Source organism: Leptotrichia sp. (assembly GCF_057270615.1).
In genome coordinates this window covers 1-19,093 of record NZ_DBHIXN010000038.1, presented here as the reverse complement: position 1 = coordinate 19,093, position 19,093 = coordinate 1, and the positions used below count along the sequence as shown (strand labels likewise).

The following is a 19,093-nucleotide window of genomic DNA, read 5'->3' as shown; positions in this document are numbered from 1 at the left end:
GTACAAATTCATAAGTTAGCACAGAATAAAAACCTTAAAAAATAAAGAAATGGAGTGATAAAAATGACAGTAATTTACATTTATTTAATTGCAACAATGGAGTGTATAGCACGACCGATAGTTACAACAGCGGAGGAATTTAAAGAAAAACCAAATCTGTTTTATCCGCTTTGGGATGAAAAAACAATGAAATTTTCTGAGACATTATTAAATAATCCGATTTTGGAAAACGGGAAATTAAGAGAATCTACAAAAGAAGAGCTGTATAAGGCTGGGAAATATAGTTTAAGCTCAAATGAAATTATTGAAAATGGAAAAATTAAAACAGTTGAGTTGTCTGAATTTGAGTATATAGATAATAACAAAATAAAGATAAATCGGGATAAAAAAATAGAGAATATAAAAGAGAAATTAAATGCTCTTAAAGTTCAACATTCTGAAAAAGAATTTATTTTTAAAGAAAAGTATAAACAAAAAAATAGAGAACTGGACAAAAACAATTTAGGGAATATAACAACGATGTTACTTGCAACAAAGCAGACTGATTTTAAAAACTGGAAATTTAAGGACTTAGATGACAAGGATATTTATGTAGATTTGACAATACAGGATATGCTTTTAATCGCTAAAATGATGCAAGAACAAACAACAAAAGCAATGATGACGGAAACAGCTTTAAAGGTAAAAATCGAGACATTAAGCGATGAGGAATTGAAAAATTTTGATTCTGAAAAGGAGTTTGAAAAGGAATGGGAGAAGTAGAATTAAAAAGAAATACGTTGTATATCTGTTTTCATAAGCCAAAGCGGCTGATTGGGCATTTAATAGCACTGTGGACGTTTGGAAAATATTCGCATGCCGAATTTATTTACAATGGTCAAGTTTTTTTGTCTAATCCTGGTGGAGTTAGAACAAGGAAATTTGAGTTTCAAAAGAATATGGATATTTATGAGTTAGATAGTAATATTGATGCGAAAGATATTATTGAGTTTTTTAAAACAGCACAAGGCAAAGGATACGACTATCTAGGAATTTTAGGACAGTTTTTTTATGCTAATAAGGTACAAGATGACGATAGATATTTTTGCAGTGAGTTTTGTTTAAATGCAATAGATTATGCTTTACAATTTACATTGACTTATAAATGTAAATCTTTAAAGGACAGGGTTGGCTATCAGTTCAATCCGTCGAAATTATTTAGGTATTTAAAAAATATGGAATTAATAAAAGAAAAGGAAGTGATTTAAATGTATGTATTAAGTAAACTAAGTTTAAGCAGATTGGAAGGAGTACATCCCAAACTTTCAGAACTCTTCAAAAGAGCGATAGTGGATAGCCCATACGATTTTATGGTAGTACAAGGATTGAGGACAGCGGAATATCAAAGAGAGTTATATAGCCAAGGACGGACAAAACCTGGCAAAATTGTAACAAATTGCGATGGGTATACGCATAAGTCAAATCATCAAGCTAAAAGTGACGGATATGGACATGCTGTCGACTTTGCAATTTATGACCCCTCAATTCCAGGAAACATTGATTGGGATAACAATAAAAAATATAAAGAAGTTGCGGAGCATTTAAAAAAGGTCGCAGCAGAAATGAAAATAAGTATCGAGTGGGGTGGGGATTGGCGAAAATTCAAAGATTACCCACACATTGAATTAAAATAATAAAAATAATAAAAATAATAAAAATAGGAGATAATAATAATGGATAAATTAGCAGCAAAAATATATTTGACAGGTAAAATTTTAGAATTAGGAAAGACTTTAATCTATAAAACAGAAATAGTTTCAAAAGGAAAGGCTGGAGCAGAAAAGTTTAAGCAGGTGTATGAAGGTTTTTGGGATAAGTTAGAAGATCTGTTGGAAAAAGAAAAATCAATTGATAGAAAATGGATTCCTGACTTCGCAGAAGAGATTGGTGAAGAAGTTCTAACAGAAGTTTTAAAGAAAGCTAGAAAGACATTTGATTTAAAAGTTATACTGCAACAAATTTTTGATGAGGAAAAAGCAGGAAATAAAAGCATATTGTAGGAGCATAATCAATGATAGAGGATTTGAAGGTAATAATAGACAATCACGGACTTTTTCTTATACTTTTCTTTTCAGGAGTGCTATTTGGAGTAGTGGCACAGAAGATGATAGACAATCAGCCAGTAAAGCCATACATCAAGCGTATAGCCGTTGCTGGAATGACAATGGCTATTGCATTATCCCTTAATAAGGTGGTGGGGCATTTCAATGCGGGTTTTCTATACCCTTGGAGTCCTGTCTTGGGATTTTTTGGAGAGGCTTTGCTGGAAACAGTAAATCAGAAAAGATATGGTATAAGCACAGGATTTTTGGAACTTCTGCTGGAAAAGTTCGGATTTGTCAAGAAGAGAGATGATAAAGATGAAAATATATCACAAAAGTAGGAAGTTTGCAATTGTAATGTTTGCGTTGATATTTTTAAATTCAGCAATTACATTGGAATTAAGAGGCTATCAAAGACAACAAAATCTGAATCTACTGAGAAGCAGATTGAAAAAGGAGAGCAACATAGAGATTTTCGACAGTATAGAAAGAAAATCGAAAACGGAAGATTTAATACTTCTGATAAGTACAAACTTTGTCGCTTTAATAATAACTGTTGGATTCGACAGATTCGGAGTGTTTGAAGAAAGTGATGAAACTGTAAAGAAAAACAAGAAAAAACTTGTGGAATTGTTTTTGTAAGTTATTGGGATAGCCAGAAATGGCTATCTTTTTTTATTCCTATAAAGAACGTATAAATTTTTATAACTATTTTATGGTAATATACAAGTAGTATACATTTTTACAAATATTAAATTTATGAACAGATATGTGTAATAGATAAGAGCTGTTATTTATGATAAATTTTTTTAAAATAAATATATATTAATATTGTAATGATTATAAAATTATGATAAAATTAGTAAAGAATTTTGAATAACAAAATATTAATGAATTATACTAAGAACTGTACGTATATAGTAAGATTTTTTTAAAATAAAAATTAAAAATTGAATATAAAGATGGAGGGAAATTATGGAATTGTCAAAGGGAAAATTGCTAAATATTTATGAGCGAATGTTAAGTATCAGAAATTTTGATTTGAAAGTAAATCAGCTTGTAAAAAGAGGAATGGTGCCAGGAATGACACATTTATCAGTAGGAGAGGAAGCAGCGAATGTTGGAGCAATTGCAGCTTTGAATACTGATGACTTGATTACTTCTAATCATAGGGGACACGGACAGGTTATCGCAAAGGGAATTGATCTAAATGGGATGATGGCTGAGATCATGGGAAAGGCTACTGGAACTTGTAAGGGGAAAGGTGGATCAATGCATATCGCTGACTTGGAGAGCGGAAACTTGGGAGCAAATGGAATTGTTGGTGGTGGACACGGAATGGCAGTTGGTGCGGCTTATACTCAAAAGGTTAAAAAAACTGGAAAAATCGTAGTCTGCTTTTTTGGAGATGGGGCTACAAATGAGGGAAGTTTTCATGAAGCTATGAACTTGGCATCGGTTTGGAAAGTGCCTGTGATTTTTTATTCAATTAATAATGGTTATGGAATTAGCACTTCAATTAAAAAAATTACGAATGTGGAACACCTTTATCAAAGGGCTACAGCTTATGGAATACCAGGATATTTTATTGAAAATGGGAACGATGTACTTTCGGTTTATGAAACTTTTGAAAAGGCTGTAAAATATGTAAGGGAAGGAAATGGACCAGTTTTTATTGAAAGTGTAACGTACAGATGGTTTGGACATTCTAGTTCTGATCCGGGAAAATATAGAACAAAAGAAGAAGTTGACGGATGGAAGTTAAAAGATCCTAATGTAAAATTAAGAAATTATTTACTTGAAAACAATATTGCAACAGAGGAAGAATTGACAGAACTTGAGCAAAAATCGAAAAAACAAATTGAGGATGCGGTAGAATTTGCAAAAAATAGTCCAGAACCTGCATTGGAATCTGCATTTGAAGATATCTTTGCAGATTAGAGCTTAAATTATAGTAAAATTGATTTAAAATCTAACTCAAAATCCTGAGCCTGTGTAATTTTAAATGGGTTTGAATATATAGTTAAAATAGTAAAATGCAGAACTAATTAGATTTTAAATTTTACAAGTGGATAAAAAAATTAGAAAAAAGGGAGATAAAAAATGGAAACAAAGTTGATGTCTGTAAAAGAGGCAATTATTTCAGCAATGTCAGAGGAAATGAGAAGAGATGAAAATATATTTTTAATGGGAGAAGATGTTGGGATTTTTGGAGGAGATTTTGGAACATCTGTTGGAATGTTGGAGGAATTTGGGGAAGAGCGAATAAAAGATACTCCAATTTCAGAATCTGCAATTTCAGGAACTGCGATTGGTGCGGCGATGACAGGGCTTCGTCCAATAGTTGATGTAACATTTATGGACTTTATTGTGTATATGATGGACAATATTGTAAATCAAGCGGCAAAGGCTAGATATATGTTTGGTGGTAAAGGGCAAGTGCCTGTAACTTTTAGATGTGCGGCAGGCTCTGGAGTGGGATCGGCAGCACAGCATTCACAATCTCTTGAAGCATGGTTTACTCATATTCCAGGAGTAAAAGTTGTTGCACCAGGAACACCTGCAGATGTAAAAGGACTTTTAAAATCAGCGATTCGTGATAATAATCCAGTAATCTTTCTTGAATATAAAGCACAGTACAATATGAAAGGCGAAGTTCCAATAGATCCTGAATTTATTATTCCTTTAGGAAAGGGAGAAATAAAAAAAGAAGGGAAAGATATTACGATTGTAACTTATGGAAGAATGTTGGAAAGAGTGATGAAAGCGGCGGAAATTGCGGAAAAAGAAGGGATTAGTGTAGAAGTAGTGGATCCTAGAACATTAATACCGTTGGATAAGGAAATTATTTTAAATTCTGTGAAAAAGACAGGACGAGTTATTTTGGTAAATGATGCTCATAAGACAAGTGGATTTATTGGAGAAATTTCTGCAATTATTTCGGAAAGTGATGCTTTTGACTATTTGGATCATCCGATTGTGAGATTGGCTGGAGAAGATGTGCCGATACCTTATAATCATGCTCTTGAAACAGCGATGGTGCCAAGTGTAGAAAAAATTGTAGAAGCAATTAGAAAAGTAAAAAATAAACAGTAAATTTATTTAATAAAATAGCAAAAAAAATCAGAAAGGAAAAAATTATGGAAAATGATAAGTTGAGAGCTACTCCTGCAGCACGTAAACTGGCACAGCAAATGGGACTTGATCTTTTTCTTGTAAAGGGAAGTGGAGCGAACGGACGTATTCATAAAGAAGATGTTCAAACATTTAAGTTTGAAAAGCAAATAAGAATATCACCGCTTGCAAGAAAAATTGCAAAAGATTATAATATTGAATTGGAAAATGTTGTTGGAACTGGGTATAATGGGAAGATAATGAGAGATGACATTTTAAAATTGATTGCTAAACCACAAGAAAAAGAAAAATTGGCAAGACGTGAAGAAGCTATTGCAGCACAAGAAAATAAAGTTCTGGAACAGGATGTGGAAATTGTGCCAATGACAGCGATGAGAAAAGTTATTTCTAAACGGATGACTGAAAGTTATTTGACAGCTCCTACATTTGCACTTAATTATGAAATTGATATGACACAAGTTATTGAATTGAGAAAGAAAATACTTGATACAATTTTGGAGAATACAGGGAAAAAAATAACAATAACAGATATTATTTCATTTGCAGTTATAAAGACTTTACTAAAGCATAAATTTGTAAATTCGAGTCTTTCAGAAGACGGGACAAAAATTATTCTGCATAATTATGTAAATTTAGCGATTGCAGTTGGATTTGATGGAGGACTTCTTGTACCTGTTGTAAAAGGAGCAGATAAAATGACACTTAGCGAACTAGTTGTTGCTTCTAAGAAAATTGTTAAAAAGGCTTTGGATATGAAACTTACGCCTGACGAGCAAAGTGGAAGTACGTTTACGATAAGTAATTTGGGAATGTTTGGAGTGCAAAGTTTTAATCCAATAATAAATCAGCCAAATTCAGCGATATTGGGAGTTTCAGCTACTGTTGAAAAGCCTGTTGTGATAAATGGGGAAATTACAATCCGTCCAATGATGACTTTGACGCTTACGATTGATCATAGAGTTGTAGATGGCCTTGCGGGGGCTAAATTTATGCAGGATTTGAAAAAGGCCTTGGAAAATCCGATTACTTTGTTAATTTAAGTATCTAAGAAAAATATATAAGGAGTGAAAAATAAATGGCTACTGAAGTAATAATGCCTAAAGCTGGAATAGACATGACTGAAGGGCAGATTATAAAATGGAATAAAAAAGAAGGGGAAAAGGTAGAAGAAGGAGAAATTTTACTTGAAATAATGACAGATAAAACAAGTATGGAGCTGGAAGCAGAAGAATCAGGATATTTGATTAAAATATTAAAAGGTGATGGAGAGACAGTACCTGTTACTGAAATTATTGGATATATTGGTGCAGAAGGAGAAGTGATTCCAGAAGCAGGTTCTACAAATACAGCACCAGAAAATACAGTTTCTCAAACGGATTCAGAAAAAGTGGCTGCAGCTAATGAACCTAAAAAAGAAAAATCAGAAGATGAATTTGATGTTGTTGTCATTGGAGGAGGGCCTGCAGGATATGTAGCGGCAATTCGTGCAGCTCAGCTTGGAGCAAAAGTGGCAGTTGTGGAAAAAAGCGAGTTTGGTGGAACTTGTTTAAATAAAGGGTGCATTCCTACAAAAACATTTCTTAAAAATGCTGAAATTATAGAAGGTATTGAAATGGCAGGAAAAAGGGGAATTATTTTAGAAAGCGAAAAATACACAATTGATATGCCAAAAGTTGTACAATTGAAAAATGAAATTGTTAAAACATTGACAAATGGTGTAAGAGGGTTATTGAAGAGTAATGAAATTAAGATGTTTAATGGAGTTGGAAAAATTAATAGGGATAAAGATGTTGTTGTAAATGGGAAAACTGTTTTAAAAGCTGATAAAATAATTTTGGCTGGAGGATCGAAAGTTGGAAAAATTAATATTCCTGGAATTGAAAGCAGTAAAGTGCTTACAAGTGACGATATTTTAGATATACAGCAAATTCCAAAATCGCTTGCTGTAATTGGAGGAGGAGTTGTTGGAATTGAGCTTGGGCAAGTATTTATGTCATTTGGAAGTCAAGTTACTGTTGTGGAAATGATGGACAGAATTGTACCTGGAGTAGATAGAGAATCATCAGCTACGCTTAGAAAGGAACTTGAGAAAAAAGGAATGAAAATATTGACTTCCACACAAATTGAAGAAATAGTTGATGATGGACATAATCTAACAATTAAAGTTATCGGACATGATGATATTGTTTCTGAAAAGGCATTGCTTTCGATTGGAAGAGTGCCTGATTTGGAAGCTGTTGGAGAAATTGAGCTAGAAATGGAAAAAGGGAAAATTAAGGTTGACAAATATATGGAAACAAGTGTAGCTGGAATTTATGCACCTGGAGATGTGAATGGAATTAAGATGCTTGCTCATGCGGCATTTAGAATGGGAGAAGTTGCGGCTGAAAATGCAGTTAAAGGAAATCATAGGGAGATTAGGCTTGAAACAACTCCATCTGCAATTTACACAGTACCAGAAGTGGCGATGGTTGGACTTACAGAAGAAGAAGCAAAAGAAAAATATGATATTAAAATTGGGAAATTCCAGTTTGCTGCAAATGGAAGAGCATTGGCTTCAAGTGAAACAGCTGGATTTGTAAAAGTTATAATGGATAAGAAGTATGATGAAATATTGGGAGTTCATATAGTAGGACCTTCAGCTGCAGAAATTATTAACGAAGCATCTGGACTTATGGCAATGGAAATTACTGTGGATGAAGTAATTAAGACAATTTATGCTCATCCAACTTATTCTGAAGCACTGTTTGAAGCATGTGCAGATGCACTTGATGAAGCTATTCATTTGCCCAAAAAAAGAAAATAGGATGAAAAAGGACTGATTATTATGATTTATTATATTAGTAAAACTCACGATACGGCATTTAATATTGCTATGGAAGAATATTGCTTTAAAAAATTAAAGGATGAAGATGAAATATTTTTACTTTGGATAAATGAACCTTCAATAATTGTCGGGAAATATCAGAATACTATTGAGGAAATTAATACAGAATATACTAGAGAAAAAGGGATTCATGTAATTCGTAGAATTTCTGGTGGAGGGGCAGTTTATCACGATTTGAATAATTTGAATTATACGATTATTTCTAATAGAGATAAAAATAAAGAAGGTTTCAATTTTAAAGAGTTTTCAAAACCAATAATTGAAACATTGGCAGAATTAGGCGTAAAAGCTGAGTTTACTGGAAGAAATGACTTGGAAATTGACGGGCAAAAATTTTGTGGAAATGCACAGGCTTACATAAAAGATAGAGTGATGCATCACGGCTGCCTTTTATTTAATGTTGATTTTAGTGCTTTAGGAGATGCTTTGAAAGTTTCTAAAGATAAAATTGAGTCAAAAGGTGTAAAGTCTGTTAGAAGTAGAGTTACGAATATATTGCCTCATTTGAAAACTCCTATTACAGTTGAAGAATTTGGCAATAAAATTATGGAATATATGAAAAAACAGTATCCCGATATGAAAGAATATGTTTTCAGCAAGGAAGAGTTAGATTATATTGCTAAAAGAGCTGAAATTAAAAGAAGCTGGGAATGGAATTATGGAGAGTCACCAGAATTTAATATAACTAGAGGAAAAAGATTTAAAAATGGAAAAATCCAGATTTTTGCCACGGTTGAAAATTCTAGAATTAAAAATATCAAATTTTATGGGGATTTCTTTGGAAAAAATGAAGATTTGAGTGAAATCGAAAATCTTTTGAAAAATGTGAAATATACGAGGGAAGATGTTAAGGAAAAATTGGAGTCAATTGATATTGGGGAGTATTTTTCTAAATTTACGGTGGATGAAGTTGTGGAAGTTATTGTAGAATAGGGATTGATTATGAAATATTTTTTAGCAAGGGGTAAATCCCCTTGTTTTAAAATTTTTTTACCCAATTTTATCATATATTAAAATCCCTTAGGTTTTTTAAGTAATTTTATTGTATCGTATTTTCAGAAATTGTCAATAGTTTTTTTTGAAAAATTGTAAAGAAAAAAAACTTGACAACTCATCAAAATTTTTGTATAATCATAGTACATTTAAAATAATGAATTTTAAAATTATTAAATAATATGGAGGTAACATTTAATGTTAAAATTAAGATTGACTAGATTGGGAAGAAAAAAAATCCCTTTTTACAGAATAGTAGCTATGGAAGCTTTATCTAGAAGAGATGGAAAAGCAGTTGCTTATCTTGGGACTTTTAACCCACTTGTTGAAGATGACAAGCAAGTAGTATTGAAAGAGGAAGAAATCTTGAAATACTTATCAAACGGTGCTCAACCAACTGAAACTGTTAAAAGTATTTTGACAAAAGCAGGAGTATGGGCTAAATTCCAAGAAACTAAGAAAAAATAGTTATAAGCACGTACTTTATAGAATTATATTTTATAATTGACATAATATTTGCCTTAATTTTTGATTTTTAGGGCAAATTTTTTTAGGTAAAATTAATATTTGTATTTATTATAAAATTAATCTAATTTTAATAATTTAATTTTGAATGGATTCTAGTATATTTTGTAAGACAGTATATTACAAAAAAATTTAAAAAGGCACTTGATTTTTTTTGTTTTTTATTATATGATTATATGTCTAATGTTATTCTGTGTTTAAATAATGAATTTCAAATGGAATAATAATTTTATAATATTTATATTATAAATAATGGAGTTTTTTTTACATTTGAAAAGTAAATTTTTGTTTTTTAATGGAATTTAGCAACTAGATAAAATTTAAATAAAAAGGAGTTTAAATTATGACAAATAATTTGAAAAATTTAAAAAAGGATTTGAAATCTTTTGCAAAAAGAGTAAAAGGTTTTAAATATACCGATTCGTCACTTATTACCTTTTTGTTGACTGGGGTAATAGAGTTGACAGGAGTTTCATTTAATCTTTTTTCGGCTGAAAATGAAATTAAAGAGCAGACAAAGGAGATTAGTACGTCAATAACAAATTTGAAGAGTGATTTCAGGTTTGCACGGCATGAAAATGATAAACTAATTAGAAAGACAAACTTGGAATTAGTTAAGCTAATGGAACAAGGAGATCACGTTGTAAAAAGCCCATGGAGCAGCTGGCAATACGGACTAAATGGTTTTTACAATAATTGGAAAGGTTCATATAAAGGACGTGGAGATAAAACCGCAGATTTCAAATACGAACGTGAAAAAACAATGAGTAAAACCAAATACGAAGCTTTTCCCCACACTTTATACGGAAACACAACAGAACTGGGAATCAGACAAGAACCAAATGCCTCAATCCCAGTATCAGCTTCACTTACTCCGTTAATACCAAGAGTAAAACAAGCTAATGTATCAATGGCTGTGGATATAAGTGAGCTGCCTTCGTTTACTCCAAGAACAGTTACACCACCATCAGCACCAGTTGTTAGTACATCAGTAACTTTTACACCACCTACTTTTAATTTGGTTGGGGAATCTCTTGGGAATGGAGGAGATGATTATTTTGATTATAGTTCTAGTCATTTTTATCCTAAAGTACCTGCAACAGCTACAACACCTGAAAAACCAGCGAGATGGGATGGTTCAGGACATGGAATAATTGAAGGTGTATCAATCTTAACAGGAAATTTTGCAACAGAACTTACTGGTGTTAGTACAAGTAATACGGCTGGTTATGCTGGAAATAAATTTCGTAGTTCAGGATATTGGAAATACGGATACAATGATTACACATTTTATAATGCCTCTAATGCTCCTGTAAAAGGTAATAATAGTGGTGCTATATCTCCGGCAGGTATTTCTGTTTCTCCAGGATTGTCTGGAAATTATTCTAGAGGAGCTACAATGACAGTAACGAATACGGGATCACCTACTTCTAAAACAGGTTTCTTAAAAATGGCTTCTTATGGTGGTAGACAATCTTCTACTATGATTAATAATGCAAATTTAATATACACAAAGCAAAATTCCACAGCAGCAAATGTTGGAGTAAAAGAAATAGTTCACTTGGATACACATGGTGCTCAACCAATTAATAATGGTACAACGAATGATGAAAATACTAGAGTTAACACAGTATTGAATAATTTTCCTACTGATCCAGTTTCTGCTGTTCAAAAAGTAAAAGTTAAAAATGCGTGGGATGATTTTAAAGATATTACAACGGCAAAAGGTCTTACACATTCACAAACTTTTATAAATAGTGGAAAAACTGTAATAGAAGGAGAAAAAGTAGCATTTTCAAATAGTTATGATCATACTAATGGAACACCAAATGCAAAATGGACAGCAACAGTTATTAATACAGGAGATATAGTTATACACCCTATGAAAAGAATTTCTGATGGTGGAGTGTTAAATTCTGATGCTGCAGTTTTTGTAGTATCACCAGAAGTATATGGTTTTGGAAATGCTACAACTGGGACTAATGGAATTGCACAAGTATTATATAATTCAGGAAATATAAATTTATATAATAAAAATTCAGCAGTATTTTTTATAAATCCTGATCCATATGAACGTACAATAAATACTACAGCAAGAAGAGATGTAACGATAGTTAATAGAAAAGGAGAAATAAAAGAATACGGTGATGGATCTGTTGGAACTTATATTAAAACACCGAATTATGTTAGGCAGTTAAATTTAGATTTTTCAAATAAAAGTACGAATAATGGTACTAATGATTGGTCACCTATGACTTTATATGGAGATAATAGCATAGGTTTGTATATTGAGAAGGTAACGAACGATACATCAGATAAAGATTATACTAATGTGGCTGGTCTTACAGAGAAACAATATTATCATAAGGATGCAACAGGTAAACATGATGTAGTTCTTGCAAATCAACCATCAATCACAAGAGCTAGTGCTAATGGAGATTCAGTAGTTTACGGAAACTTTGCCGTTAACATAGGAGATTCAAATGATACTGGAAATCAACAATATACTTCAAAAAATACAATTTCAATAAGTAGTAATCCAGGTACTATTGATGAATATTCAACAGAAGGAACACCAGATAAATTTAATTTAAACAATACTAACCCTAAAATTGAAAAAAGTTTTGGTATATTCTCAAACTATAACATAGACTTTAGTAAAGATACTGTTAGTGCAACAACAGGAATAAATAAATTCGGACACCAAATTAATATTTTTGGAAATACTGAAGGAAATATCGGAGTTCTTACTGGAAATGACGCTATATATAAACTTGGTAAAGGAAGTATTAATTTATCAGGTATAAATAGTACGAATAATATAGGAGTTTTAGTTGGTGGAAGTAGAGATTTGTCAGGAAATCTTACTCACCAGACAGATGGTAAAGTAATTGGAGATGTTGTAACAATAACTGGAGCTTCTGATAATTCAGATAGAGGAAATAGAGCAATTGTAGCTGTTGGAAAAAATAGTGCAGCAAATGCTGTTTCAAATTCAGTTGAAGTAAATGAAGTTAGATCAACAAATGCTACTAATTCAATAGCGATTGTAGCAGATGATCATTCGACTGTAAAAGTTAATAGTTCAGCAACTAATTCATCTTCAACAACTCCAGGAGTAAATATTTCTGGATCAAGATACGAAGCTACTCCTAGTCGTCCAAATGATAATGTTGGGGCTGCATATGCGAATAATGGAGCGACTATAACAATAGACAGAATAGCACCATCATCACCAGTAACAACAACACCATTACCAGCGAATATTTCAATACAAGGTGGGAAAAATAGCACTAATAAATATATGGGATTTGGGTTATTTGCAAATAATAATGGTGAAATTAATGCAGAAAACAATTCCATAAAAGTAGAAAATGGGTCTACAGCAATAGCAGCTTTAAATGATGGAAATGTAAATTTAAAAGGAGCACAAGTTGAGTATAATGGAAAAGGATATGCATTATATGCAGGTATTGATAAGACATCAGCTTTAGTTCCAGCTACTGCAACTACAGGAAAAATACAATTAACAAATGGTAAGTTAATATTAGGAGATGAAGCTGTTGGATATGTGTATGATCAAGCTAATCCAAATGCGATAAATCTTTCTAATACAAATATTGATGTAACATCAGATGATGTAATAATTGCTGATTTACGAAATTCTGCTACAGGTATAGTAACAGTTGATATTGATAGTTCGGGAACTCCTTTGAAAACGCAATTGTTAGGTGCAGGAGTAGGAACAATTACACCAGTAGCGGGATCAGGAGCAACTGGAAAACATAAATATGCAGTTGTTGACAATGCCCAAATTAACATAAAATCAGCTGTTGATAAAGCAAATAATACAACGGATTCAGATAGTGAAGTATTTACAAAAAGATTTTTGTATCAAAATTCTAAGATTGATGTAACTTCTGCAGGTTCTGTTAAGGCTGAACTGGATGATACGCAAATGAATGCGATAGATGCCAATCTTAAAACTCCTGTTGGTCTTGCAGTAACAGCAAGTGCACAGACAAAGAATAATGACACAACAGGAATTAGTAATAATGGAACAGTATCAGCAGATAGAACAGTTGGAACTGATAAAGGTGGAATAGGTCTTTATGTAGATTACGGATATATTAATAATAATGCTACAGGAATAGTAAATGTTGAAAAAGGAACAGTAAATGGTCCAAATGACAAGGCTATTGGAATATTTGGTACAAATAGTACAAAGGTAGTTAATGATGGAAAGGTAAATGCTGGAGGTAAAAAATCAATTGGTATTTTGGGAATTTCTTATAGAATTGACTCAAAAACAGGGCTTGCAATAAATCCAGCAGATGAAACATATTATAATAATGTAATTGCAAACGGTGGAACTAAATTTGGAACAGTAAATGTTGAAAATGGTGCAACTGGTAAGATTACGATGGATAATGATGGTGCTGTTGGAATGTTTGTGAAGAATAACAGTACTGATAAAGACAGTTCTGGAAAATATGTTGTAACAAATGCTTCTGATAGAAAAGCTAAAACTGATACAGTTGGTGTAAATAAAGGTGAGATTACGATTAATGGAAACAACAGTTCAGTAGGAATGGGAGCAAATAATGGTATAATTACAAATGCTAGCAGCGGTAAGATTAATGTTAACGGTACTAAGTCGGCAGGAATGTATGGAACGAAAGATTCTGATTTGATAAATAACGGAGAAATTAATGTTGCGGCAACTTCTGCTGGAAATGAATCTATTGGAATGTATATTGATGATCAGGTTTCAACTATTACAAATACTGGAAAGATTAATGTTGGAAAATCTTCTTACGGAATTTACGGAAAAGATGTCAATATGACTGCTGGTGAGATTAATGTGGCTGATGACGGAGTTGGAGTTTATTCTACAGGACCGAATGTAAATCTTACAGGTGGAAAAATTGATGTAGCAAATAATAATGCAGTTGGAGTTTATATTGCAGATGATAGTAAAAATCCGCAAGCGACAACAGTTACATCATCTGTTGACATGAAGGTTGGAGATACAGATTCGTTTGGATACTTGATAACGGCTTCAAAGGCTAAGACAGACTTGACAATAAATCCAACAGCAAATCCTGTTCACGTTGGGGAAAAATCAGTATACGTATATTCTGGAGCTCCTCAAAGTTTAGGTGGAAAAATTATAAATAAATCAGATATTGTAATGGATAAGAATAGTGGATATGGAATTTATTCTTCACAAGATGCAGAAAATTATGGAAATATTGACTTGAGAGCAGGTGTTGGAAATATTGGAGTTTATTCTACACAAGGAAATAGTAAGAACTTTGGAGTAATTACAGTAGGTCCAAGCAATGTAACTAGCAAGCAATATGGAATCGGAATGGCAACTGGATATTACGATGAAACTTCAAAAGTTTCAACAAATGAAGGAACAATAGAAAATTATGGAACTATCAATGTATCTGATGACAATAGTGTTGGAATGTATGCAGCAGGATCTGGTTCAAAGGCAATTAATAGAGGAACTATTAACTTGAGTGGAAATAATACGACAGGAATGTATATTGACAGATATGCGATTGGAGAAAACTATGGAACAATCCAGACAACACCAACAGCAAATGGAAAAGGAATAAAGGGAGTAGTTGTAGCAAATGGAGGAGTAATTAAGAACTACGGAACAATAAATATTGCTGGAAATAAAAACATTGGTGTATACGCATTTAGAGGAGATGTGACAGATCCAAATTATGTTCCTTATCAGGAACATGGAACTGGAAATACTTCAACAAGACCTTATGTGGAAGGAACAGCGACTGACAAGAAAATAACAGGAAAAGCAATTGTAAAAGTTCCGCCTGCATCATTGCCTAGCCCAGTTTCAATTTCAATAGACGGTGTAGATGTAGCACCAGTAAAAGTTGATACAAATATAGCATCTCCACAAGCACCAGAAGTATTGATAACTGATTTGTCTGGAGTAACAAAACTTAATCTGGAAACAGAAAAGATGGATTATAATCATACACATTCAAATGGAGAAATTTCAAGCATCGGAATGTATGTAGATACTTCAGGAATAAACTACACTCAACCAATTCAAGGATTGAGTAATTTATCAGGATTGACAGATGTAGATTTAATCATGGGTACAGAAGTTACTAAATACTTAAATGCAAAAGCAATCCAAATTGGAGATAATATTTTGAAACCGTATAATGATGCATTGGCGAGCGTTGTGTCGACAGGAGTTACATTGAATGTAAATTCAGCAAGCTTGACTTGGATAGCACAACCGGTAGATTCAGGAAATATAGCGGCACCAATAAAAACAGTATATATGGTAAAAATACCGTATACGGATTTTGCAAGCAAAAACGATGTTGATACAGAACATTTCCTTGATGGTCTTGAACAAAGATATGGAGTTGAAGGTATCCATTCAAGAGAAAAACAAATTTTCAATAAGTTGAATGACTTAGGAAAAGGAGAACCGCATATATTTGCACAAGCTGTAAATGAAATGAAAGGTTATGAATATTCGAATACTCAACAAAGAATAAATGCAACTGGAAATGCATTGGATAAAGAATTTAAATACTTATGGAAAGATTGGAGAAATCCATCTAAACAAAATAATAAGATAAAAGTATTTGGAATGAAAGACGAATATAATACTAATACAGCAGGAGTAATCAATTATGACAGCAATGCCTGGGGAGTTGCCTACGTTCATGAAGATGAAAAAGTTCAGATGGGTAAATCAAGTGGATGGTATGCAGGAGCAGTTACAAACAGATTTAAGTTCAAAGATTTAGGAAAATCAAGAGAAGATCAGACAATGATAAAAGCTGGAATCTTTAAGACAATGTCTCCGAAAAAAGACTATAATGGAGCATTGCAATGGACAGTCGCAGGAGATATATTTGGTGGAATTAACAATATGAAGCGTAAATATTGGGTTGTAGATGATACATTTGAAGCAAAATCTACGTATAACTCTTATGGAGCAGCTTTGAAAAATGAGCTGGGATACGACATAAGAATGAGCGAAAGAACACATTTACGTCCTTATGGAGCATTAAAAATGGAATATGGAAGATTTAGCGACATAAAGGAAAATTCTGGGCAAATGCGGCTAGAAGTTAAAGGAAATGACTACTTCTCTGTAAAACCTGAAGCAGGAATGGAATTTAAATATATCCAGCCGTTAGCAGTAAGAACTCAGCTATCAGTAGGATTAACAGCAGCTTATGAAAATGAACTTGGTAAATTAAATAAATTAAATCAAGCAAGAGTAAGATATACAACAGCTGACTGGTATAACTTGAGAAATGAAAAAGAAGATAGAAAAGGAAATGGTAAATTCGATCTTAACATTGGTGTGGATAACACAAGATTTGGTGTAACAGTAAATGCTGGTTATGACACTAAAGGAAAAAATGTTAGAGGTGGAATTGGATTTAGAGCGATTTACTAATTCTGAATCGCTTTAAAAACAGAACAATATTAGGATTTTATGGCAAGGGGAGGGTTTCTCCTTGCCTACTAAGATTAATAGAGATTTTAGCGTAAATTTTTATGAAAATAGCACAAAAACTCGTAATTAAAAGCGTAGAATAAATTGTGCTATTTTTTATTTATAGAAAAATGTCGTAGACTAGCCATAGGTTGTAGAATTTGCGGAAATAAGAAATCCTGCAAAAATAAAAAAACATAGTAATTAGTTTAGAATGATTATGAAATAAATATTATAAAAATTTGTTCCTATTTTTAAAAGGGGGTTTAGCATTAATTTTGAATAGGTTCAAGCATACTTTACAAACTGCCAAATTTGAAGTATAATAAAAAAAATTAAAGAAAGGTTGATAATACAAAGAATCTTACTTCTTGGCAAAAAATAAATAAAAAAATGAAAAACGATAAAACAAAAATAAATGAAATTTTAGAAAAAATTTTTAATATGAGAACGATTAATAAGAGAATAACAAAAGAATCACTAAATCAAAATAATGAAAAGCTAAAAAAAATTTATGAATTATTAGGAAAGCCTTGTGAAAATAAGAAAATCATTCATATTGCAGGGACAAATGGAAAAGGATCGACAGCGACATTTTTGGAAAATATTTTTTTTGCAGCTGGATATTCGGTTGCTAAATTTACTTCACCGCATATTTTACGATTTAATGAAAGAATTTTGGTAAATAAAGAGATGATTTCAGATGAGGATGTTGTGAAGCATTGTGAGGCTGTTATGAATGTTTTGGAAGAAAATGGCTTAAAGGTAAATTTTTTTGAAATCACAACTTTTGTAGCCTTGCTTTATTTCAAAGAAAAAAATCCTGATTTTATATTTCTAGAAACTGGACTAGGCGGAAGATATGATGCCACAAATATTGTAAAATCGACAATAGCGGCTATAACAAATGTGAGTTTTGACCATGTTGCCCTTTTGGGAAATTCACTTGAAAAAATTGCAGCTAGAAAAGCTGGGATTATAAAGGATAAAGAGCTTTGTATTTATGCTCAGAATTTGGCTGAACTGGAAGAAGCTGTGAAAAGGGAAACAGATAATTCGATAAATGTTTTGAAAAAATATAAAAATTTGCAGGTTGAATTGGATGATCAAAATTATAAGACAATTGTGAAAATTATTGAAAATGAAAATGTTAAAAAATCTGAAAATATTGAAAAAATTAATAATAATAAAAATAATTTAGAAAAAATATTTGTGCTGCCACTTTTTGGAAAATTTCAAGCAAATAATTTTTTAATTGCCTACGAGATTGCCAAAATTTATGGAATTAGTGACAAAGTTATTCAAAATGGGATTAATCAAATTTCATTGGCTGGACGGTTTGAGATTTTTTCACAAAATCCAGCTACAATTTTGGACGTTGCTCATAACGAAGATTCTGTAAAGGTTCTGACTGAAAATTTGAATGAACTTTTTAAAGATGATGAAGTGATTTTTATTCTTTCAATACTTGGAACAAAGGATATTGTGACTATTTTTAAAAAGATTTTGGAAAAAAATTATAAAATTTTTATAACTTCACTAAAAGAGGTAACTTATGGACTTTCTGCCGATGAAATAAAGAAAGATCTGGAAAATTCAAGCATTTCTACAAAAAATATTATTTTTGAAGATGATATTTTACAGGCTTATAATCAGGCAAAGGAAATGATTTTAAAAAATGATAATTCGTATAAGGTGATTGTAGTTTGCGGATCTTTTTATGAGATTGCGAAGTTTAAAAAATTATTTTTATAATAGAATTTAAAATTTATATATAGTTAAAAAAATAACAAAATTTTGATTTAAAGGTTGAAATATTAGTAAATATGTTTTAAAATAAAAGTAAATAAATTTTTAAGGAGGCAAAAAAAATGAAAAGTTTAAAAGAGGATTTTTCTTTAATGGACAGAGTAAAAAATATAGGGGCAAATAAATTTAATCAAATTTTTAATTAACAAA

General features: G+C 31.8%; 14 protein-coding genes. All 14 read left to right on the top strand.

The annotated features are described in order from the left end of the window. Positions 1 to 63: 63 nt before the first annotated feature. Positions 64 to 762: a hypothetical protein gene (locus ACO409_RS07615; protein WP_485556185.1), complete on the top strand. Its 699-nt coding sequence runs from the start codon at positions 64 to 66 to the stop codon at positions 760 to 762. Beyond that, complete coding sequence (locus ACO409_RS07610; protein WP_485556184.1) at positions 750 to 1,247, top strand: cytoplasmic protein; 498 nt, start codon at positions 750 to 752, stop codon at positions 1,245 to 1,247. Before ACO409_RS07615 ends, ACO409_RS07610 begins: the two co-directional genes overlap by 13 nt. After that, positions 1,248 to 1,673 (top strand): M15 family metallopeptidase, encoded by a 426-nt coding sequence (locus tag ACO409_RS07605; RefSeq protein ID WP_485556183.1) that lies wholly within the window; start codon positions 1,248 to 1,250, stop codon positions 1,671 to 1,673. 39 nt (positions 1,674 to 1,712) lie between these two features. After that, positions 1,713 to 2,039 (top strand): universal stress protein, encoded by a 327-nt coding sequence (locus tag ACO409_RS07600; protein WP_485556182.1) that lies wholly within the window; start codon positions 1,713 to 1,715, stop codon positions 2,037 to 2,039. A gap of 11 nt (positions 2,040 to 2,050) precedes the next feature. Beyond that, positions 2,051 to 2,422 carry a hypothetical protein gene (locus tag ACO409_RS07595; protein ID WP_485556181.1) on the top strand — a complete coding sequence of 124 codons (372 nt, stop codon included), beginning with the start codon at positions 2,051 to 2,053 and terminating at the stop codon, positions 2,420 to 2,422. Beyond that, on the top strand, positions 2,400 to 2,723 hold the full coding sequence (locus ACO409_RS07590) for a hypothetical protein (protein WP_485556180.1): 324 nt from the start codon (positions 2,400 to 2,402) through the stop codon (positions 2,721 to 2,723). The genes ACO409_RS07595 and ACO409_RS07590 overlap by 23 nt, the downstream gene beginning before the upstream one ends. Positions 2,724 to 3,056: 333 nt before the next feature. After that, on the top strand, positions 3,057 to 4,022 hold the full coding sequence (locus ACO409_RS07585; protein ID WP_485556179.1) for a thiamine pyrophosphate-dependent dehydrogenase E1 component subunit alpha: 966 nt from the start codon (positions 3,057 to 3,059) through the stop codon (positions 4,020 to 4,022). A 162-nt stretch (positions 4,023 to 4,184) separates the two neighbouring features. Further along, positions 4,185 to 5,177 (top strand): alpha-ketoacid dehydrogenase subunit beta, encoded by a 993-nt coding sequence (locus ACO409_RS07580; RefSeq protein ID WP_485556178.1) that lies wholly within the window; start codon positions 4,185 to 4,187, stop codon positions 5,175 to 5,177. A gap of 44 nt (positions 5,178 to 5,221) precedes the next feature. Continuing rightward, positions 5,222 to 6,256: a dihydrolipoamide acetyltransferase gene (locus ACO409_RS07575; RefSeq protein ID WP_485556177.1), complete on the top strand. Its 1,035-nt coding sequence runs from the start codon at positions 5,222 to 5,224 to the stop codon at positions 6,254 to 6,256. A 35-nt stretch (positions 6,257 to 6,291) separates the two neighbouring features. Then, a complete protein-coding gene (gene lpdA, locus ACO409_RS07570) occupies positions 6,292 to 8,022 on the top strand; it encodes a dihydrolipoyl dehydrogenase (protein ID WP_485556176.1) in 1,731 nt (576 codons plus the stop codon). Between the two features lie 21 nt (positions 8,023 to 8,043). Then, the gene (gene lplA / locus ACO409_RS07565) at positions 8,044 to 9,036 is read left to right on the top strand and encodes a lipoate--protein ligase (protein ID WP_485556175.1); all 993 of its coding nucleotides are present in this window, start codon (positions 8,044 to 8,046) and stop codon (positions 9,034 to 9,036) included. Between the two features lie 258 nt (positions 9,037 to 9,294). After that, on the top strand, positions 9,295 to 9,564 hold the full coding sequence (rpsP, locus tag ACO409_RS07560) for a 30S ribosomal protein S16 (protein WP_314393013.1): 270 nt from the start codon (positions 9,295 to 9,297) through the stop codon (positions 9,562 to 9,564). A 400-nt stretch (positions 9,565 to 9,964) separates the two neighbouring features. After that, positions 9,965 to 17,095: an autotransporter-associated N-terminal domain-containing protein gene (locus ACO409_RS07555; RefSeq protein WP_485556174.1), complete on the top strand. Its 7,131-nt coding sequence runs from the start codon at positions 9,965 to 9,967 to the stop codon at positions 17,093 to 17,095. A 432-nt stretch (positions 17,096 to 17,527) separates the two neighbouring features. Beyond that, entirely contained in the window at positions 17,528 to 18,889 is a 1,362-nt protein-coding gene (locus ACO409_RS07550) for a bifunctional folylpolyglutamate synthase/dihydrofolate synthase (RefSeq protein WP_485556173.1), read from the top strand. Positions 18,890 to 19,093: the final 204 nt, after the last annotated feature.